The organism is Streptomyces sp. NBC_00273, from assembly GCF_036178145.1.
GTDB lineage: Bacteria > Actinomycetota > Actinomycetes > Streptomycetales > Streptomycetaceae > Streptomyces.
This window is the reverse complement of the sequence record NZ_CP108067.1, coordinates 7,220,871-7,240,235: the sequence shown is the minus strand read 5'-3', so window position 1 is coordinate 7,240,235 and position 19,365 is coordinate 7,220,871. Positions and strand designations below refer to the sequence as shown.

The 19,365-nt window shown below is 72.5% G+C and carries 20 protein-coding genes and 1 pseudogene; 7 read left to right on the top strand and 14 right to left on the bottom strand.

The features are described from left to right. The first annotated feature begins 178 nt into the window (after positions 1 to 178). Complete coding sequence (locus OG386_RS32305) at positions 179 to 1,735, top strand: S8 family serine peptidase (RefSeq protein WP_328791022.1); 1,557 nt, start codon at positions 179 to 181, stop codon at positions 1,733 to 1,735. 81 nt (positions 1,736 to 1,816) lie between these two features. Here the strand turns inward: OG386_RS32305 and OG386_RS32300 are convergent, their stop codons facing one another. From OG386_RS32300 to OG386_RS32265, 8 genes and pseudogenes are all read right to left on the bottom strand, one after another. Further along, positions 1,817 to 2,860, bottom strand: a complete 1,044-nt coding sequence (locus OG386_RS32300; protein WP_328791021.1) for a zinc-dependent alcohol dehydrogenase family protein — start codon at positions 2,858 to 2,860, stop codon at positions 1,817 to 1,819. Positions 2,861 to 2,916: 56 nt separating this feature from the next. Further along, positions 2,917 to 3,606 (bottom strand): lysoplasmalogenase, encoded by a 690-nt coding sequence (locus tag OG386_RS32295; protein WP_443053235.1) that lies wholly within the window; start codon positions 3,604 to 3,606, stop codon positions 2,917 to 2,919. Continuing rightward, complete coding sequence (locus OG386_RS32290; RefSeq protein WP_328791020.1) at positions 3,603 to 4,535, bottom strand: sterol desaturase family protein; 933 nt, start codon at positions 4,533 to 4,535, stop codon at positions 3,603 to 3,605. The genes OG386_RS32295 and OG386_RS32290 overlap by 4 nt, the downstream gene beginning before the upstream one ends. A 316-nt stretch (positions 4,536 to 4,851) precedes the next feature. Further along, positions 4,852 to 5,391, bottom strand: a pseudogene (locus OG386_RS32285) (RNA-guided endonuclease TnpB family protein); the annotation flags it as partial. A 145-nt stretch (positions 5,392 to 5,536) separates the two neighbouring features. After that, complete coding sequence (locus tag OG386_RS32280) at positions 5,537 to 6,760, bottom strand: amidohydrolase family protein (RefSeq protein WP_328791019.1); 1,224 nt, start codon at positions 6,758 to 6,760, stop codon at positions 5,537 to 5,539. Further along, a complete protein-coding gene (locus OG386_RS32275; RefSeq protein ID WP_328791018.1) occupies positions 6,757 to 8,079 on the bottom strand; it encodes an amidohydrolase family protein in 1,323 nt (440 codons plus the stop codon). The genes OG386_RS32280 and OG386_RS32275 overlap by 4 nt, the downstream gene beginning before the upstream one ends. Before the next feature lie 12 nt (positions 8,080 to 8,091). Continuing rightward, on the bottom strand, positions 8,092 to 8,976 hold the full coding sequence (locus OG386_RS32270) for an SDR family NAD(P)-dependent oxidoreductase (RefSeq protein ID WP_328791017.1): 885 nt from the start codon (positions 8,974 to 8,976) through the stop codon (positions 8,092 to 8,094). Between the two features lies 1 nt (position 8,977). Then, the gene (locus OG386_RS32265; protein ID WP_328791016.1) at positions 8,978 to 9,787 is read right to left on the bottom strand and encodes an acetoacetate decarboxylase family protein; all 810 of its coding nucleotides are present in this window, start codon (positions 9,785 to 9,787) and stop codon (positions 8,978 to 8,980) included. Positions 9,788 to 9,911: 124 nt separating this feature from the next. Here OG386_RS32265 and OG386_RS32260 point away from each other — a divergent pair, with 124 nt between their 5' ends. From OG386_RS32260 to OG386_RS32235, 6 genes are all read left to right on the top strand, one after another. Then, on the top strand, positions 9,912 to 10,559 hold the full coding sequence (locus OG386_RS32260; protein WP_328791015.1) for a TetR/AcrR family transcriptional regulator: 648 nt from the start codon (positions 9,912 to 9,914) through the stop codon (positions 10,557 to 10,559). Between the two features lie 151 nt (positions 10,560 to 10,710). Beyond that, positions 10,711 to 13,299 carry an MXAN_6230/SCO0854 family RING domain-containing protein gene (locus tag OG386_RS32255; RefSeq protein WP_328791014.1) on the top strand — a complete coding sequence of 863 codons (2,589 nt, stop codon included), beginning with the start codon at positions 10,711 to 10,713 and terminating at the stop codon, positions 13,297 to 13,299. 53 nt (positions 13,300 to 13,352) lie between these two features. Further along, a complete protein-coding gene (locus OG386_RS32250) occupies positions 13,353 to 14,330 on the top strand; it encodes a DEDDh family exonuclease (protein WP_328791013.1) in 978 nt (325 codons plus the stop codon). Between the two features lie 96 nt (positions 14,331 to 14,426). After that, complete coding sequence (locus tag OG386_RS32245) at positions 14,427 to 14,660, top strand: hypothetical protein (RefSeq protein ID WP_030009585.1); 234 nt, start codon at positions 14,427 to 14,429, stop codon at positions 14,658 to 14,660. Between the two features lie 78 nt (positions 14,661 to 14,738). After that, positions 14,739 to 15,530 (top strand): SURF1 family cytochrome oxidase biogenesis protein, encoded by a 792-nt coding sequence (locus OG386_RS32240; RefSeq protein ID WP_328791012.1) that lies wholly within the window; start codon positions 14,739 to 14,741, stop codon positions 15,528 to 15,530. A gap of 9 nt (positions 15,531 to 15,539) precedes the next feature. Then, on the top strand, positions 15,540 to 16,295 hold the full coding sequence (locus tag OG386_RS32235; RefSeq protein WP_328791011.1) for an SDR family oxidoreductase: 756 nt from the start codon (positions 15,540 to 15,542) through the stop codon (positions 16,293 to 16,295). Between the two features lie 36 nt (positions 16,296 to 16,331). On the opposite strand, the gene amaP is transcribed toward OG386_RS32235, so the two are convergent. From amaP to OG386_RS32205, 6 genes are all read right to left on the bottom strand, one after another. After that, positions 16,332 to 16,889: an alkaline shock response membrane anchor protein AmaP gene (amaP, locus tag OG386_RS32230; RefSeq protein WP_328791010.1), complete on the bottom strand. Its 558-nt coding sequence runs from the start codon at positions 16,887 to 16,889 to the stop codon at positions 16,332 to 16,334. Between the two features lie 4 nt (positions 16,890 to 16,893). After that, positions 16,894 to 17,544: a DUF6286 domain-containing protein gene (locus OG386_RS32225; protein WP_443053234.1), complete on the bottom strand. Its 651-nt coding sequence runs from the start codon at positions 17,542 to 17,544 to the stop codon at positions 16,894 to 16,896. After that, positions 17,445 to 17,810, bottom strand: a complete 366-nt coding sequence (locus OG386_RS32220; protein WP_328791008.1) for a hypothetical protein — start codon at positions 17,808 to 17,810, stop codon at positions 17,445 to 17,447. The genes OG386_RS32225 and OG386_RS32220 overlap by 100 nt, the downstream gene beginning before the upstream one ends. Positions 17,811 to 17,817: 7 nt before the next feature. Continuing rightward, the gene (locus OG386_RS32215) at positions 17,818 to 18,003 is read right to left on the bottom strand and encodes a hypothetical protein (protein WP_030010792.1); all 186 of its coding nucleotides are present in this window, start codon (positions 18,001 to 18,003) and stop codon (positions 17,818 to 17,820) included. Between the two features lie 15 nt (positions 18,004 to 18,018). Then, the gene (locus tag OG386_RS32210; protein ID WP_327386135.1) at positions 18,019 to 18,456 is read right to left on the bottom strand and encodes an Asp23/Gls24 family envelope stress response protein; all 438 of its coding nucleotides are present in this window, start codon (positions 18,454 to 18,456) and stop codon (positions 18,019 to 18,021) included. A 127-nt stretch (positions 18,457 to 18,583) separates the two neighbouring features. Then, on the bottom strand, positions 18,584 to 19,363 hold the full coding sequence (locus tag OG386_RS32205; protein WP_328791007.1) for an enoyl-CoA hydratase/isomerase family protein: 780 nt from the start codon (positions 19,361 to 19,363) through the stop codon (positions 18,584 to 18,586). Between the last annotated feature and the right edge of the window lie 2 nt (positions 19,364 to 19,365).

The following is a 19,365-nucleotide window of genomic DNA, read 5'->3' as shown; positions in this document are numbered from 1 at the left end:
CCCCCCTGTCAACGGCACGGACGGCGCGTCGGGACGGTTCAACACCGGTTGATTCTTGGGGAACTGATTTCTCGAACTGATGGCGGAGAGGGGAACGGCGACGCTAGGTTCGCTTGTCATGAACCCGTCCGACGCGACCGCGTCCGGGCGGCTTTTTCGAAGATGACCTGGAGAACCCATGGATCAGCTGGGGTCGCGTGCGCCCAAGAAGCGCAGCCGTGCTCTCGCCGTACCCGTCGGCCTGGCGCTCACCGCCTCGCTCGCCTTCCTGCCCGCGATCTCGGCCTCGGCCGCCCCGCTGGGCAATACGGCCGACACGGCGACGGCCTCGAAGGCCGATGCCTCCGGCCCCAAGCTGTCGTACGTGGCCAACCTGAACGCGTACGCCACGGTGAAGGCGGCGAAGAAGGCCGTCGAGCGGGCCGGCGGAACGGTGGTGACGGCCTACGAGCAGATCGGGGTCGTGGTCGCACACTCCCAGAACCCGGACTTCGCCAAGCAGTTGCGCGCCCAGCGCGGCCTGTTCGTGTCGGTCGGCGCCACCCGGACGGCCCCGATGTCGGCGGCGCGGACCACCGAGGAGGGAGCGACCCAGCAGTTGGGCGCGGCGGACGCCGCCAAGGCGGCGGCAGCGGCCCAGGAGGGTCAGGAGCCGCTGGAGCCCAACCAGTGGGACCTGCGGACGATCAAGGCCGACAAGGCTCACAAGATCAACGATGGCAGCCGGAACGTCACCGTGGGCATCATCGACACGGGAGTCGACGACACCCACCCCGATCTCGCCCCGAACTTCTCCAAGGGCCAGTCGGCCAACTGCGTGGGCGGCGTCGCCGACACCACCGAGGGCGCCTGGCGCCCGTACCCCGACGGCAGCGACCACGGCACGCACGTGGCCGGCACCATCGGAGCCGCGCGCAACGGCATCGGCATCAGCGGTGTCGCGCCGGGCGTGAAGATCGCCGCGATCAAGGTGAGCGAGCCCGGGACCAGCCTCTTCTACACCGAGGCGGTCGTCTGCGGCTTCATGTTCGCCGCCGAGAAGGGGATCGAGGTGACCAACAACAGCTACTACGTCGACCCGTGGCTCTTCAACTGCAAGTCCGACGACGACCAGAAGGCGCTGGTGGAGGCCATCGGACGGGCCACCAAGTACGCCGAGCGCAAGGGCACGCTCCACATCGCCTCGGCCGGCAACTCCAACCAGGACCTGGCCGCGCCCTCCCTGGAGGACACGACCAGCCCGAACGACACCACCCCGGTGCCGCGCACCATCGACCCGAAGGTCTGCCTGGACCTGCCCACGCAGCTGCCGGGCGTGGTCACCGTCTCCGCGACCGGCGACAAGGGCCTGCGTTCGTACTACTCCAGCTACGGCCTCGGGGTCGTGGACGTCGCCGCCCCCGGCGGCGACAAGTGGCAGGTCCCGGACACCCCGGACGCCAACGGACGCGTGCTGTCGACCGTCCCGGGCGGGGGCTACGGCTACAAGCAGGGCACCTCGATGGCCGCACCGCACGTCGCGGGCGTCGCGGCGCTCCTCAAGAGCGCCCACCCGTCGGCCACGCCCTCGCAGCTCCAGGCGATGCTGAAGGCCCAGTCCACGAAGGCGGCCTGCCCGACGCAGATATACGACGCCGCGGGCACCCTGATCGACGCCACCACCTGCACGAGCAAGTGGGGCCAGACGGGCTACTACGGCTACGGCGTGATCGACGCGCTCAAGGCCGTGAAGTAACACCCGTCGGGGCGGGGCGGACGGGCCGGGCGGGGATCACCCGCCCGGCCCGTCCTCCCGTCCGTCCGTCCGTCCGGCAGGTCAGGACTTGATCATCACCTTGAGCGCGCTGCGGTCGTCCATCGCCCGGTAGCCGTCCGGGACCTCGTCCAGGGACACGGCCCGGTCGAAGACGGGCGCCGGGTCGATCGCACCGCTGAGCACGTCCTCCAGCAGCTCCGGGATGTACGCGCGGACCGGGGCCACACCGCCGCGCAGGGTGATGTTGCGGTCGAACATGACACCGAGGTCGAGGCCGGTGCCGCTGCCGTGCGGGACGCCGACGTAGCCGATGGCCCCGCCGTCGCGGGTGATGTTCACGGCGGTGCGCATCGACTGCTCGGTGCCGACGGCCTCGATGACCGCGTGCGCGCCCCGGCCGCCGAGGAGCTCGCGCACGGCCGCCTCGGCGGCCTCGCCGCGCTCGGCGACGACGTCGGTGGCCCCGAAGAGCTTGGCGATGTCCGTACGTACGGTGTGGCGGCCCAGGGCGATGATCCGCTCGGCGCCCAGGCGCTTGGCGGCGAGGACGCCGCACAGGCCGACCGCGCCGTCGCCGACGACGGCGACCGTGGAGCCCTCGCGCACGCCCGCGCCCAGCGCGGCGTGGTGGCCGGTGCCCATGACGTCGGACAGCGCGAGCAGCCCGGTCAGCAGGTGGTCGTCGGAAACGGCCTCGGCGGGCAGCTTCACCAGGGTGCCGTCGGCGTGCGGGACGCGGACGGCCTCGCCCTGGCCTCCGTCGTGGCCGACCGAGCCCCAGAAACCGCCGTGCTCGCACGAGGTGTAGAGGCCCTCGGAGCAGTACTCACAGGTGCCGTCCGACCACATGAAGGGCGCGACGACGAGGTCGCCGGCCCGCAGGCCGGACACGGCGGAGCCGGTCTCCTCGACGATGCCCAGGAACTCGTGGCCGATGCGCTGGCCGGGCTGACGCGCGGCCTCGCCGCGGTAGGCCCACAGGTCGCTGCCGCAGATACAGGCACGCAGGACGCGGACGACGGCGTCCTCGGGTCGCTGGATCGCAGCGTCGGGCACCTCCTCCACGCGTATGTCGTGCGGGGCGTGGATGACGGTGGCGCGCATGGTGGTGCAGTCCTCCGGTTCGAAATCGTTCAGTCTTGTACGACTGTGGAACCGTCCTACCGTACGCCTGCTTCCCGGGAGGTCGTGCCAGTGGCCAGCAGGTACTGGGCGGCCAGGTACGTGGCCATGATCCAGAAGTCCGGGCGGGGCAGCTGGGGCCATGCGGCGACGCCGGTGGCGATGAGGGTGTCGGAGAGCAGGAACAGCCCGCCGCCGATCCCGGCCCGCAGGCCGAGGGTGCTGGAGCGGAAGGCCATGGCGGTGAGCAGCAGGCTGTAGCCGGCCACGGGGATCCGCAGGTCGGGCGGCAGATCGGACCACAGCAGGGCGACGGTGCCGAGGAGGGCGAGCGCGTACGCGCCCCCGAGCAGCGCGTTCGCGGGTCGCTTGCCGAAGAGGACGAGGTAGCAGACGTGCCCGACGGCGAAGGAGCCCATGCCGACGAGGAAGGCGGGCTCGGCGTCGAAGAGCAGGGCCAGGTCGCCGCCCCAGCCGAACAGCAGGGCGGCGAGCAGTAGCCGGGGTGCGCCGCGGGTGGCCATGTGGGTCACGAGCAGCGGCATCAGCAGCGGCTTGGCGATGACGTGCCCGAGGTGCCAACCGGCGAGCAGCGAGCCGAGGTCGACGGCGGCGGCCACGGCGAAGGCCAGGAGGGCGATGCGGCCGATGCGCGGCCCGGGGCCGGCGGGCGCCCGGTCCGCCGCCCAGGCGGGGGCGGGTCGGCCCGGGGACGCGGCGGTGCTCACGCGGTGGTCTCCTGTACGGCCGGGGCGGCGGGGGTGGCCTGGTCGGCGGCGGTACCGGTGGCCGGAGCGGGTGCTGACGCAGACGCAGGCGCGGGTGCGGGTGCGGGCTGCCAGCCGGGGCCGCGGAAGACGTGTCCGGCCCGCTGGCGCCAACTCCCGGCGGCGCGCACGTCCCGGGCGATGGCCGCGTACTCGTGGGTGGCCACGCGCAGGGGGTTGTAGGTGCCGATGTTCTTGGTGAGCCCGTAGACGGGCTTGTCCGTCTCCCCCACCCAGGACCCGAACATCCGGTCCCAGACGATCAGGATGCCGCCGAAGTTGCGGTCCAGGTAGCCGCCCTGCGAGGCGTGGTGGACCCGGTGGTGGGAGGGGGTGTTGAAGACGTACTCGTAGGGCCGCGGCAGCTTTCCGATGCGCTCGGTGTGGACCCAGAACTGGTAGAGCAGGTTGATCCCGTAGCAGAAGGGGATCGCCGCCGGGTGCACCCCGAGGGCCACCATCGGCAGGTAGAACCACCAGGTGGTCGCGCTGGTCCAGGGCTGGCGCAGGGCGGTGGTGAGGTTGAACCGCCGGCTGCTGTGGTGGACCACGTGGCAGGCCCACAGGATGCGGATGACGTGGTGGAGGCGGTGCTGCCAGTAGTAGAGGAAGTCCTGGGCGAGCAGCATCAGCAGGGCGGTCCACCACAGGAACGGCACGCGCAGCGGGGTCAGTTCGTAGACCGCGGTGAAGACGGCGACGACCGGGATCTTCCAGAGCAGGTCGAAGCCGATGCTGCCGAGCCCCATGGTGATGCTCGTGGCGGCGTCCTTGGTGTCGTAGCCGGCGGCGTCCTCGTCGGGATGGAGCCGGTAGCTCACCACCTCGATGACGGTGAGCAGCACGAAGGCAGGTATGGACCACAGCACGACATCGGGCAGGTTCGGCATGTCCCGCACGATAGAGGCGCTCTCGGGGGTGCCGCTAGGGGTTGTTACCGATCGGTATCCATCGGTGTTACCGGCGGTTCACGAGAGGATGTCCGAACCAAGGGGAGGGCGGGGCATGAGGGGCTTGGAGACGGTTCTCTTACGGTTGACCTCGCCTCCCAGTGCTGCACACTGGGATTCTCCGTTCCTCCTCGGCTCGCGTGAGCAGCCGGGGACCACGGTGTTTCCTGGTTCCTCCCGACGGGTGTCGGGGTTGTGCGCGCTGCCTGGCTTCCGCCGGGTCTTACATGCGCTCCGCAGGTGTTTACTCGCGCCGTTACCGGCGTGAGGCCCCCGGTCCGGGGGTGGGTGGTTCTGACATCGCGAGAATGCGACGGCCCTCATCGCGGACGTTGCGTCCGGCGTTCCAGTCCCGGTCGTGCCGGGTGTCACAGTTCGGGCAGGTCCAGGTACGGACGTGGAGCGGCTTGGGCCCGTCCCTGCGCCCGCAGGCGGAACATACCTGCGAGCTGGGAAACGCCCGGTCCACCTTCGCGAATGACCGCCCGCGCCGGATCGCCTTGTACTCGCAGAACATCACGAACTGTGCCCAGCCGGCGTCGTGGACACTTTTGGCCAGCCGGGTCCGGGCCAGTCCACGCACGTTGAGGGTCTCCGTGAAGACGGCTTGGTTCTCGCTCGTCAGCTTATGGGACCACTGGTGGTGGAAGTTACGACGACTGTCCGCGACCTTCGCGTGTGCCCGGGCGACCCGTACACGGGCCTTGTCCCGGTTCTTCGATCCTTTCGCCTTGCGCGACAGCTCCCGCTGCCGCTTCTTCAGCTTCTTCTCCGGCCGCCGCAGATACTTCGGCGAGGTGAAGTCACCCGCTGGCCGAGTTCAACGACGATGCCAGCCATATGCATCTCTCGACGTATTCGGGAGGACGCTGGTCACCGGCATCGAGTGGATCTCACCGGAGCGGCTCACCTACGTGTTGAGCCGCCCCGGCACGGGGATGTCACCAGACGCGGACCGAGGCGCCCCGGGCGAACGCCGGGCTGGTGGCCCCCGGCGGGATCTCCGTCAGGGGCTGCGCGATCTCCGAGACCAGGGGGCCGTGCTTGGCGGCGACCGCGTCCAGCAGGGCGAGGTCGAAGCCGTACACGCGGGCCGCGTTGCCGCCGACCATCGCGGCGACCTCCTCGCGCGGGAGGCTCGCGTAGGCGATGCGGAGGCCTTCGCGGGAGAAGGGGGTGGTGCCCTCGTCGTGGGGGTAGTCGCTGCCCCACATGATCTTGTCGAGGCCGATCCGCTCCCGCAGCGGGACCTCGTGGGGGCGCATGAAGCTCGCTCCCACGAAACAGTTGTCCCGCCAGACCTCGCTCGGGCCCCGGCCCATCGACTCCGCGAGGCCCGCCCCGAACTTGGACTCGGCCGTGGCCGAAGCCGCGACCAGGCGGCCGTGGTAGTAGTCCAGCATCTCCAGCACGCCGGGGATCCACCCGGAGCCCTGCTCCGTCAGGACCAGCTTGAGGCCCGGGTGGCGGCGGAAGGCCCCGCCGAAGACGAGGTGCCACAGCGCGCGGTGCGAGAACCAGGTCGTCTCCACCATGAAGACGGCCCGGGCCGCCGGTTCGTCGCCGAGCGGCGGTGAGGCCGAGCCGCCGTGGTGGTTGACGGGGACGTGCAGCTCGTCGCACACCGCCCAGATGGGGTCGTAGGCGGCGGAGTACAGCTCGGGGACGGTGGAGCCGGGCGGGACGCCCGGCAGCAGGATGCCGCCCGTCAGGCCGGCCGCCTTCGTGCGGCGGATCTCCTGCACCGCCGCGTCGACGTCGTTCAGCAGGATCTGCGCCACCCCCGCCCGCCGCCCCGGCGCGTCCGCGCAGAAGTCCGCCAGCCAGCGGTTGTGGGCCTGCAGCCCCGCCCAGCGCAGCTCGTACTCGGCGGCCGTCGGGGGCTGGGCCATCAGGGAGGCCTTGGGGAAGAACGGCGGGATGGTGTTCGGGAAGAGGACTTCCGCGACGATGCCGTCCGCTTCGAGTTCGGCGAGGCGGCGCGCCGAGTTCCAGTTGCGGTCGGCGGTGTCCGCGAGGAGGTCCTCGTACGGGTTCGCGTACGTGGCGGCCCAGGCGTCGAAGTCCTCGTGGTGGCGCTTGGCCAGGTACGGCTTGTAGTCGAGCAGGTCGGCGCCCGCGTGGCAGTCCGCCGAGATCACCGTGTAGCGGTCCTCGGACGTCACGGGTTCACCCCCAGGACCGGGAAGTCGTGGTCGGTGAGCCAGTGGCGGCCCACCTCGCGGGAGCGGGCCCAGGAGGCCTCCACCGCCGCCTGGTCCGGGGACTGGCCCAGTTCCGCCGGGGTGGGGCCGATCCGGCGGGCGATCGGGGCCAGCTTCGCGGTATCGAAGCCGAAGACGTCGGCCGCCGCGAGCCCGAGCATCCGGCGGGTCTCGGCGACCGGGATGTCGTGGAAGGTGTTCTTCAGCCAGGCCCGGGTGTTCGGCCAGGTGCCCTCGGGGTGCGGGAAGTCCGAGCCCCACAGGATGTTGTCGACGCCGATCTCGTACCGCTGCGCGAGCTCCCGGCGCTTGGTGTTCGTCGCGCAGATGAACACCTGGCGGTCCAGGTACTCGCTGGGCGGCCGCTTCAGCTCCTCGAACGGCGAGAGCTTCTTGCCGCCGTGCGCGCCGAGGTAGAGCCGGTCCATGAACCACAGCTGGTTCGGCAGCCACCAGCAGCCCGCCTCTGCGACGCCGAACTTCAGGCCGGGGTGGCGTTCGAAGACCCCCGACCAGAGCAGGAACCACAGCGGGCGGGCCGGCCACCAGGTGACCTCGGAGACGAAGATGCCCAGGTGGTCGCCGTACTCGTGGCGCGGCGAGGACCCGGAGTGGGTGACGATCGGCATCTGCGCTTCGGCGGCGGCCGCCCATACGGGGTCGTAGCGGCGGTCGTGGTAGGGCGCCTTGTCCACCCACATCGCGGGGATCATCAGCGCGCCCAGCCCGGACGCCTTGGCCCGGTGGATCTCGGCGACGACCTTCTCCGGCTCGCCCGTGATGGGGAGCAGGGCGACTCCGCAGTGCCGCTCCGGGTTCTGCCCGACGAACTCCGCGAGCCAGCGGTTGTGCGCCTGCGCGCCCGCCATGCCGAGCTCGGGGTCCTGGTCGCCGGAGAGGCCGAGGCCGACGCCGAAGGGGGCGGCGGTCTGGCTGTCGACGGCGTCCGCGTCGGGGAAGACGACCTCGGCGGCCACGCCGTCGCCGTCGAGTTCCTTCAGCCGCTGCCCGGTGTCCCAGCCGCCCTTGAGGCCTTCCGCGTGGTCGTGGAACCACTTCTCGGCGAAGGCCTCGTTGCGGACGCCGAGGCGGGTGGCCTCCGCCCGGCGGGCGTCGCGTTCGCCGAGGAACTCGTCGAACTGGGGGTGGAAGCGGGAGTCCAGGTAGGGCCGGTACTGCTCGGTGGGCAGGCCCGCGTGGCAGTCGGAGGAGATGATCAGGTACGGGTCTTCGGTCCGGTCCTCGGTCGGGTTCCCGGGCCGGTCTTCGTTCGCACTCACCACAGACGCCCCTCAGTCGAGGATGAAGCTTTCCAGGTAGCCGGGGTTGGTCCGGTCGAGCATCGACTGCGACCGGGCGCGGATCTGCCGGTCGCTGTGCTCGCCGGCCGGAAGCATCCAGAAGCGGTCGGCGCGGATGCCGTCGACGACGTGCTCGGCGACCTCCTCGACCGGGGTGAACCGCACCTCGTGGCCGGCCTTCCGCATCGCCGCCTCGTACTGGTCGAGGCTGCGGTACGGAGCCTTGCGCGGGCGTTCCTTCGCGTACCGCTCGGGCCGGTTGCGGTGCGACTCCCACAGCCCGGTGCGCAGCATGTGCGGTCCGGGGAAGAGGACGGAGGCCCCGACGGGGGCGCCCTCCGCCTTGAGGTGGGCGTAGAGCGACTCGGTCATGGTGACCACGGCCGCCTTGGTGACGGCGTACACGGACGCGGTGGGCAGCGGGGCGATGCCGCCGTCGCCGGAGGAGGTGTTGACGACGTGGCCGGGGCCGCCGGCGGCGATCATGCGGGGGACGAAGGCCTGGATGCCGTGGAAGACCCCCCACACGTTCACGGAGAAGGCCCACTTCCAGTCGTTGGGCTCGTGCTCCCACATCCGGCCCTCGGCGCCGGAGCCGACGCCCGCGTTGTTGCAGACCACGTGCACGGCGCCGAAGGCCTCGTAGGCGGCGTCGGCCAGCGCGATCACGGACTCGCGGTCGCTGACGTCGACCACTCTGGCGAGCACCCGGGCCCCGTCCGCGACGAGTTCGTCGGCGGCCTTGCGCAGGGCGCCCTCCTCGACGTCGGCGAGGACCACCTTCAGTCCCTCGGCGGCGAAGCGGCGGGCCATGGCGAGGCCGATGCCGCTGGCGGCTCCGGTGACCACGGCCACCTGTCCTGGTTCGAGTCGCATGTCAGCCCCTCCCCCCTGACGATCCCTCCGGGGGTGCGTCGAGGATCTGCATGGGGTCGTCGTAGCGCTGGTGGACGTACGGGAGCAGGGCCTGGGCGCTGACCCGTTCGACGACCCGGCCCTTCTGGTCGGTGGTCTTCTCGCCGATGGTGATCTCCACGATCCGGCGGACGGGAAGGTCGGCGACCGGATCGAACATCGACTCGCGCAGCACGACGTCCCCGGTGACGTGCTCCAGCTTGCGGACCTTCTCGTTGCGCGTGCAGTGCACGAGCACCGGGTCCACGTCGAAGCCCGAACCGTCGACGGCGGGCAGGAACTTGAAGTAGAAGTCGGTCTTCTGGGTGGGCTCGGGCAGCGGCAGCGGGCGGTCCACCGCCCCGCGCACCTCGACGAAGGCGATCCCGTGCCGGGCGAGAGCGGCCCGTACGACGAGGCCGTCGCGCTCCACGGTGACCTCGCCGAGCTTCTTCGGCTCGCCGAAGACCTCGCGGCCGCCGGTCAGGGCGCGCTCCAGGGTCATCGGCATGACCAGGGGGTACCAGCCCTCGACCCCGCCGTGCTGGGCGGCGACGGCCACCGAGCCGGCGCCGAGCGGGTAGCCGGGCAGGTCGACCTTGCTGATGTTGGCCCGTAGCAGGGGTCGGTCGGCCGGTTTGAGCGGCGGCGGCAGGACCGCCGCGACCACGTCGGGGTCGCTCTCCCAGACGGCCACGACGCCGGTGGACCAGATGTCGGGGAGCTTGGAACTCTTCTCGCGCGACGCCGCGATCTCGGCCTCGGTCCGCGCTCCGTACCGTACGCGTGCCATGTCTCGCACCATCCCTCGGCTCGGGGGGAGTCGGTTCTGTAACACAGTTACACCGCCACCGATGAAGGGTAAAGACCCCTGCACGGACGAGAATTGACGATCCGACAGATTGGTGGTGGACGCCGTGGCCAGAACCACGCTCACCCGTGACGAGGTGCTGGACGCCGCCGCGTCCCTGGTCATGCAGCACGGTCCGGCCGCGCTCACCATGCGGGGGCTCGCCGCCGAGCTGGGCACCGCCGTGACGTCCATCTACTGGCACGTCGGCAACCGCGAATCGCTGCTCGACGCCCTCGTCGAGCGGACCGTGGAGGAGGTGGGGGCGATCCGGCCCACCGGCCGCACCCCCGCCGACCGGATCCTGGCGGTGGCCCGGATCCTGCGCCGCGAACTGCGGACCCGTCCGCACCTGATCGCGATGGTCCACGAACGCGGGCTCACCGAGCGGATGTTCCTGCCCGCCCAGCAGGCACTCGTCCACGAGGTGCACGCCGCCGGGCTGCGCGGCTCCCGGGCGGCGGACGCGGTCCGGGCCGTGCAGTTCCAGGTCGTCGGGTACCTGCTCGTCGAGCGCAACCGCGAACGTTCCCCCGCGCAGTCCCCGGCCGAGAGCGAGCTCTGGGACCCCGCCGCGGCTCCCCACGACCCGGCCCTCGCCCGCGCCCTGGCCCGCCCGGCGGACCCGGACCGGCTGTTCCTGCTGTCCGTACGGGCCCTGGTGCACGCCCTGCTCGCACCGGACCCGGCGGCCGGCGCGGCCCCGCCGCGATAAATCGCTTGGCGCGCTCCCGGGCCCGTGGTTGTATCTGCGCCGCGGGGGCGGCTCCGCGACGTGCTTCCTTCTCACTTCCTCAGAAACCCGTAGCGCGTCCCCTCTCCGCCACCGCCCACTCCCCCTTTCCGGTTCCGGAGGACTCCCCCCTTTGCCCGAACTGTCGACCGTCCTGTTGCGCCGTCTGCACACCGTCTACGTCGACCAGGCCGGGCCGCGCCCGGGCGATCCGTCGACGACCGAGGGCCTGACGGCCCTGGAGGCCGAACTGCTCGACCGGGGCTACGCCCTGACGGTCCCGCTGCGTTCGGCGCTCGCCTGGCTCGGACCCACCGGACTCGCCACCGCCGGCGCGCAGCTGATCCGGGACATCGACATCCTGCTGGGGGCGGACCGCACCCACATGCCGCTGTTCCGCTCGTTCCCGGCCTCGGTGCCCGACGACACCCACGCGCTGTGGATCGACCGCGTCATGACCCTGCTCCTGCAGTGGCCGGACCAGCCGTGCGTGCTGTGCGGGACCGTCGGCAGCGTCCACCCCGTCGCCCCCTGCGCCCACCTGGTCTGCCGGACCTGCTGGGACGGCGCCGACCACACCGGCTGCCCGATCTGCCACCGCCGGGTCGACACCGCCGATCCCTTCATCCGGCCGTCCCCGCCCCCGGGGGAGGTTCCCTCCGGAGGCGGCCCGCTGCGGCTGCTGGCCTTCGCCACCGACCGAGCGGCCGACTCCGTCACCGCCCTCGGCAAGCTCCTCGCCCGCCGCACCCCGCTCTCCCCGCAGGACCGGGAAGAGGCCCGGGTGCTCCTCGCCCACGTGCCGGCCGGCCTCGACTGGCTCCCGGACGCCGTACCGGTGCGGGAGACCAAGGCCCTGGTGCTGGGCACCCTGCTGCGCGAGCGCCGTACGCGGGAGGCCGTACGGACCCTGCTGCCCGAGCGGCTCACCACCGCCACCGACGTGCTGCGGCTGCTCGCCGTGTGGTCCGGCGGCGAGGCCGACCTCCTGGAGCCCCCGCGCCTGCGCTCCCTGCCGCGCCCGCTGCGGCGCGACCTGCTGGCCGTCCTGGACGGCCTCGATCCCGCCCTGCTCGTCGAGGACGTCCTGCGCCACGCGGACCTGTGGAAGCGGGCCGCCGAGATCCTGCACCCCTTCGAGCAGTACGCCCGCCACCCGCGCGCCGCTCTCGCCTTCGCCGTGCTCCGGGGCACCGACACCACCGGCACCGTCCTCGGCGCCGCACTGCTCGCCACCGCGGCCGCGCACCCGCACGCGGTGCGGGTCGACGGCTCGCGCGTCCGGGCGGCCACCTGGCTGGGGCGCGCCGAGGAGGCCCTGCGCGGCGGGGATCCGGACCGGGCCCTGGCCGTACTGGCCGAACGGCCCGGTGAGCTCGTCCGCCGCCTGGACCACCTGCTGCGGCTGTACGCGGCCGACGCCCTGCCGCCACAGGTCGCCGAGGTACTGGCGCGACGGCTGCCGAAGGCCGGGCCCGGGCCGGTGCTGTCCGCGCTCGGACGGCTGCGGATCCGCCACCTCCCCGGAACCCGACGGGTGTTCTTCCCGCGCGGACAGGTCGCGCACTCCTTCACCGTGTCGGACGACCGGGCCCCGCTGACCGAGGCGGTGACCCGTTCGGTGTGCGAGCTGTTCGAGGGCGAGGTGCTGCGCCGGCTGGCCGCGGCCGATCCGTGCGACGTGGCGGTCCTCGACTCCCGCCTCGCCCACCTCCACGTCCCCTCCGCCGAGCGGGCGGCGGCCAAGGCCCTGGTCACCGTACCCAAGGGCAGCTTCCAGGCGCTGCCGGACGGCGAGGTGCTGCGCATGTTCCTGCACTGGATGGAGCCGGCGCGCAAGCGCGTGGACCTGGACCTGTCGGTGGTGCTGTTCGACGCCGACTGGAACTACGCGGGCCTGTGCGACTTCACGAACCTCGTGTACGGCGCGCGGGCCGTCGTCCACTCCGGCGACCTCGTCTCGGCGCCGGCGCCGCACGGGGCGAGCGAGTACGTGGACATCGACCTGGACGCCCTGGCCGACTCCGGTGTGCGCTTCGCCATGCCGGTCGTCTTCAGCTACAACAACATCCCCTTCGAGCTGCTGCCCGATGCCTTCGCCGGGTTCATGGCCCTGCCCACCCGCTCCGGCCGCACCGCCCGCTACGACCCGCGGACCGTGCGCCAGCGCTACGACCTGGTCGGCAACTCCCGGATCCACGTGCCGCTCCTCGTCGACCTGGAGCGGCGCGGCTTCCTGTGGACCGACGTCCACCTGCCCGACGACGAGGGCTACCACAGCGTGTGGGCGCACCAGGAGGACCTGGCCCGGATCGGCCGCGACCTGTTCCAGTACTTCTCGACCGGCCGCACCACCCTGTGGGAGCTGGCCGCCTGGCACGCGGCCGCGCGCTGCCGCGAGGTGGCCGTGCTGCGCCGTACGCCCCGGCCTAGCGACCCCGACGAACTGTGGACCTACCGCCGGGGTTCCGGCGAGGACACCGCGGCCTTCGCCGGCCGGGTGGTCGGCCTGCGCGATCCGGACGACGTGCTGGCGTCCACGGAGGTCGACGCCCTCGCGGGCACCGCCGCTTCGGGCCGGTCGGTGTTCCTCGCACTGGTGGACGGCGAGGTCGCGCCCGCCGGCGCCAGCGGCTCCGTATACCGGCTGCTGCCGGGGCCGGTTGACGGCTGCGGCCTCGAACAGCTCGCCGCGGGCGACCTGGTCGCCGCCCTGGGTTGACGGCCGGGAAGCGCCGGCGCGGCCACGGGTGTCAGTCGGGGCCGATATCCTCTGTGACCATGCTCGACGACCGTACGACCGCAGACACGATGTGGCCGACCGCGTACCCACAGGGGTACGCGGTCGTCGACGTGGAGACCACCGGGCTCGCGCGCGACGACCGGATAGTCTCCGCCGCCGTCTACCGGCTCGACGCCCAGGGCAACGTGGAGGACCACTGGTACACGCTGGTCAATCCGCGGCGGGACCCGGGACCGGTGTGGATCCACGGGCTGACGAGCGCGATGCTCGCCGACGCCCCGCTCTTCGAGGACATCGCCGAGGAGTTCGCCGACCGGCTCGCGGACCGGGTACTGGTCGCGCACAACGCGATCTTCGACTGGCAGATGATCGCCCGGGAGTACGCGCGGGCCGCCGTGACCGCACCGGTCCGTCAGCGGCTGTGCACCATCGCCCTGTCGAAGGAACTGGACCTGCCGCTGCCCAACCACAAGTTGGAGTCGCTCGCCGCGCACTTCGGCGTGGTCCAGCAGCGCGCCCACCACGCGCTCGACGACGCCCGGGTGCTCGCGGAGGCGTTCCGCCCGTCGCTGCACGCGGCCGCGCAGGGCGGCGTACGGCTGCCCCTGCTGGAATGCCGGCCGCTGACGGAGTGGTCGGACTCCGCCGTCACCCCTCGGGTCGGGTACCAGGCCTCCTACCGGGGCGGCAGCTGGCGGCCCTCGCGCAAGCGGCCGCCGTGCCCGCACCCCAATCCGGGGCGCTTCGAGGACGGCAAGCCGCTGAAGCAGGGCATGCGGATCGCCTTCTCCGGTGACACCTCGGTGGAGCGGGAACTGTTGGAGGACCGTGCGGTCGAGGCGGGCCTGCACATCGCGACGAGCGTGTCGCGGCTCACCAGCCTCCTGGTGACCAACGACCCCGATTCGGCGACCTCCAAGACGGTCAAGGCGAAGAGCTTCGGCACGCCGGTCGTCGACGAGGCCGCCTTCACCCAGTTGCTGCGGGACGTGGCCCCGGCCGAGTCCTGAACCGGAGGGCCGGCCGTTGCGCCGGGCGGGTGCAGGCGCGGCGACTCACCCCGCTGGATCTTGTTCGGCTCCTTCCCCGTGCGCAGCATTCGGCCCATGGCACGTTGTGAGGTCTGCGGAAACGATTACGGCATGTCCTTCGAGGTGCACGCGCAGGGCGCCGTGCACGTCTTCGACTGCTTCTCCTGCGCCATCCACCGCATGGCGCCCGTCTGTGAGCACTGCCGGGTCTCGATCATCGGCCAGGGCGTCGAGGTCGCGGGCCAGTGGTTCTGCGGGGCGCACTGCGCCCGGGCGGAGGGGAAGGTGGGCATCGTCGACCGCGTCTGACTCCCCTTCCCGTACGCCATGACCCCGGACGGCCACCCGGCCGCCGGGGTCCTCCGCGCTGCGGGTACCGTCGTGGGCGTGTACCGCTTTGTGCTGACCCGGCAGTGGGTGTTCCTCACCCTGATGGCCCTCGCCCTCATCCCCGCGATGATCAAGCTGGGGTTCTGGCAGTACCACCGCCATGAGCACCGGGTCACGCAGAACCAGCTGATCGAAGCGAACCTGCGGGCGAAGCCGGTCCCCGTGACCGAAGTCACCTCCCCCGGACACCGGGTCCCCCGCGCGGACTTCTGGCGCACGGTCACCGCGACCGGTACGTACGACTCCGCGCACGAGGTCGTCGTCCGGATGCGCACCGACAGCGACGACAAGGTCGGCTTCCACGTCCTGACCCCGCTGGTCCTCTCCGACGGCCGGGTGGTCCTGGTCAACCGGGGCTGGGTGCCGGGCGGCGACGACCCCCGCGCGTACCCGCCGGTGCCGGCCGCGCCCACGGGCGAGGTCACGGTCACCGGCCGGCTGAAGGCCGACGAGACCAGCGGCGGGAGCGGCATCAAGGACCGCAAGGGCCTGCCCGACCGCCAGGTGATGCTGATCAACAGTGCTCAGCAGGCGGAGTACCTGGGCCGGACGGTCCTCGGCGGGTACCTGGAGCTCACGGATCCGGCTCCGGCGGACGGCGCCCCGGAGACCATCCCCGACCCCGACCACGACTCGATCGGCCCCCACATGGCGTACGCCGTCCAGTGGTGGTTGTTCGCCGGCGCGGTTCCGGTGGGCTGGGTGGTCCTCGTTCGGCGGGAGAAGCGCGAGCGCGAGGAAGAGGCCGCCCGGGCGGAAGCCTCCCTGCAGGAGCCGGCGACGGCGTAGCGTGTCGGCATGGATCTTGGACTGAAAGACCGCGTCTACATCGTCACCGGGGCCACGCGCGGCCTCGGCCTCGCCTCGGCCCGGGAACTGGTCGCCGACGGTGCGAAGGTGCTCCTGACCGGCCGGGACGAGAAGCGGGCGGCCGACGCCGCCGCCGAGCTCGGCCCGAACGCGGCCGGCGTGGCGGCCGACAACTCCGACCCGGAGGCGGCCGCGCGGCTCGTCGCGACCGCGCGGGAGCGCTTCGGCCGCCTCGACGGCATCCTCATCAGCGTGGGCGGCCCGGCGCCGGGCTTCGCGGCGGACAACACCGACGCGCAGTGGGAGGCGGCCTTCGATTCGGTCTTCCTGGGCGCGGTCCGCCTCGCCCGGGCGGCCGCCGCCGAGCTGGGCGAGGGCGGGGTCATCGGCTTCGTCCTGTCGGGCTCGGTCCACGAGCCGATCCCCGGCCTGGCCATCTCCAACGGCCTGCGCCCCGGCCTCGCCGGCTTCGCGAAGTCCCTCTCGCTGGAGCTCGGCCCGCGCGGGATCCGGGTGGTCGGCCTGCTTCCGGCCCGCATCGACACCGACCGCGTGCGCGAGCTCGACGCGCTGTCCGGTGACGCGGAGGCCGCGCGGGCGGGGCACGAGTCCCGCATCCCGCTGCGCCGGTACGGCGCCCCGGAGGAGTTCGGCCGCACGGCGGCCTTCCTCCTCTCCCCGGCGGCGTCGTACCTGACGGGTGTCATGCTCCCGGTCGACGGCGGCTCCCGACACGGCTTCTGACCCACCGGGAGCCCCGCGTGATCGGCAGGACGTCCGCTAGGTCACGCGCTGGGCCCGGTGGGACGTGACCTTGAGGCGGGCTTCCGCGGGGAGTTCCGGGAGGCCCGCCGAGGTCCGGGCATGGGTCAGGACCGGACCGGCCACGGCGGCCAGGGCGTCGGCGGGCACCGCGTGGGGTTCCAGTTCCAGCGCGACCCGCAGCGCGGGCGACCCGCGCCGCCCGCGCAGGGCGACCCGGCAGCCGGCGACCCCTTCCAGGGCGCCGGCCTCCGCGGCCACCGCCTCCTCCAGCGCGCGCCCGCGCAGCATCGCGAAGGCCCCGTCCCCGGTGTCCACCACCAGCGCCTGGAGTCGCGGGCGCCTGAGCTGGGACAACAGCCACCACAGCGCGAGCAGGACGCCCACCGCGAGGGCGGCGAGCACCGCCCACCACCACCAGCCGTCGGCGTGCCAGTACCGGTTCCTGGTCTGCGCGCTCAGCAGTGGCGCGTGCCGGCCGTGCAGCGGCCACCAGCCCGTCAGCACCACGGTGCCGGCCGCCACCAGGACCGCTCCGACCACCCCCAGCAGGATCCGGTTCACCGTTGCGAGCATGGCGTCACCTCCTCACCCGTACGCGCGGCTGCGGCGGGCGCGCGAGGCCCAGTTCCTCGATGCCGACGGCGAGCACCGCGTCGAGGTCGGCCCGTACGTCGTCCAGTTCGCGGAAGTGCGAGGTGGCCCGCACCCCGACGCGCGACCGGCGCACCTTGACCCGGACGGACCGCACTCCGGACACCTCCATGGCCCGGTCCCGCAGGATCTGCGCGGCGGCCTTGCGGCCGAGCCCGGCCCTCACGCCCGGCCGCTGGTCCGGGGTGCTCATCGGCAGGATCCCGCGCAACCCGGGGGCCAGGGCCAGCAGCAGGAGCACCAGCCCGACCAGGACCATGGCTCCTGCGATCAGCTGCACCCACGGGTCCGCGGGGGTGTGCGTCGCCAGCTGGTCGGCGAGGTCGCGGCGCCAGCTCATCCCGGGCCGGTCGGCCCGTACGGCGGCCAGGTCGTACAGGAACAGGACCGCCGCCCCGAGCACGACCAGGGCGGTGAGCGCGGCGGGCACCCGCCGGGCGGAGCGGAACCGGCGGGCCCGGCCGGAGCCGCGGGCCGTCACCGCAGCCGCCGGGCCCGCCCGGGGGCGGTCCGGGAGTGGCCGGAGTGCAGGTGCTCGATGTCGATGTCCACCTCGGGCACCGACATCGACGCGCACTCCTCGACCCGGAGGGCCACCTGACGGCGTACGGCCGCGCACTGGGCGGCCAGGTCGGACGGGTAGTCCAGCTCCAGGCTGACCCGGACCCGGGCGATGTCGTGGTGCACGGTGACGGTGGCGTGCGGGGGCTTGCCGGGGCTCGTGGCGAGCGCCTCCCGGGCGGCCTGGGCCGCGATCTTCGCGACGACCCGATCGGCGATGCGGGTGGCACCGCGCTCGGCGGCGGCCACCCGGGGCGGGGCGGAACGCGGCGGGCTGCTCATCGGCGCCTCACCCGCGCCGGTCGTCACGGCGGCGGAACAGGTCACCCGGTTCCAGGTCCCCGTCGAGGAACCGGCCGGCGACGAAACCGATGGCGCCGAGGGCGGCCACCAGCAGGAAGGCCCCGAAACCGCCGAAATAGCCGGCGAACGCCAGGGCCATGCCGGCGAACAGTCCGGCGATCGCCATGCTCATGCGGACTCCTCTCGGCTACTGGAGACGGGATTCCGGCTCCTCGTCGGGCTCATCGGGCAGCTTGACGTCGCTCACCGCGATGTTGACCTCGACGACCTCCAGGCCGGTCATCCGCTCGACCGCCGAGATGACGTTCTCCCGGACCGCCCGTGCCACGTCGCGGATCGAGACGCCGTAGTCCACGACGATCTCCAGGTCGAGGGCCGTCTGGGTCTCGCCGACCTCTGCCTTGACCCCTCGGCTGACCCCGGCCTTGCCGCCACCGGGCACCCGGTCGCGGACGGCGCCGAAGGTGCGGGAGAGGCCGCTGCCGCTGCCCATGGCGTGCACGCCGACCACTTCGCGGGCGGCCAGCCCGGCGATCTTCTCGACCACCCCGTCGGCGATGCTCGTTCGTCCCCGGTCCCCGGGTTCCTTGCCCTTGCCGGAGGTCACTGATGCGGATTCGGTCATCGCGTGTCCCTTCGCGTGCGTGACGGACTCACTCCGCACCACGTTAGGCGCCCGGACGCGCGGGCGCCCCGGGAGTACGCCGGTCGGCTGGCCGGCTTTCCCCGGGGCTCCGGTGTCGCGGCGGCCCTCAGTCGGAGAGACCGGCCAGGTCGCGCAGGCGGCGGGCCTGGGCCGCACGCTCGGCGGCGCGCTGCTCGTCGTAGGGGCGGGCCTGGGCGGAGCGCAGCAGCGTCTTCGTCTCGATCACGGCGTCCCGCGGCGGGGCCAGCAGGGCCGTGGTGAGGTCCTGGACGGCGGCGTCGAGCTCGTCCGCGGGGACGACGAGGTTGGCGAGGCCGACCCGCTCCGCCTCCTCGGCGTGCACGAAGCGGCCCGTCGCGCAGATCTCCAGCGCGCGGGCGTATCCGACCAGGGAGGTCAGGGGCTGGGTGCCGGCCAGGTCGGGGACCAGGCCCAGGCTGGTCTCGCGCATGGCGAACTGCACGTCGTCCGCGACCACGCGCAGGTCGCACGCGAGAGCGAGCTGGAAGCCGGCCCCGATCGCGTGCCCCTGCACGGCGGCAACGGAGATGATGTCGTTACGCCTCCACCAGGTGAACGCCTCCTGGTACTCGGCGATCGTGGAGTCGAGCAGTTCGTCCGAACCGCGTGCCAGATCGAGGAAGGACGGCTCGCCCTCGAAACCTTCGGGGGTGAACGCCTGCCGGTCGAGCCCTGCGGAGAAGGACTTGCCCTCACCGCGCAGCACGACGACCCGGACGGTGCCCGGCAACAGCCTCCCGGCCTCGGCCAAAGCCCGCCAGAGCGCGGGGGATTGGGCATTTCGCTTGGCCGGATTGGTCAGTGTCACCGTGGCGACCGTGTCGTCGACGGTAAGTCGTACGCCGTCCTTGTCGAGCAGAGCCATCT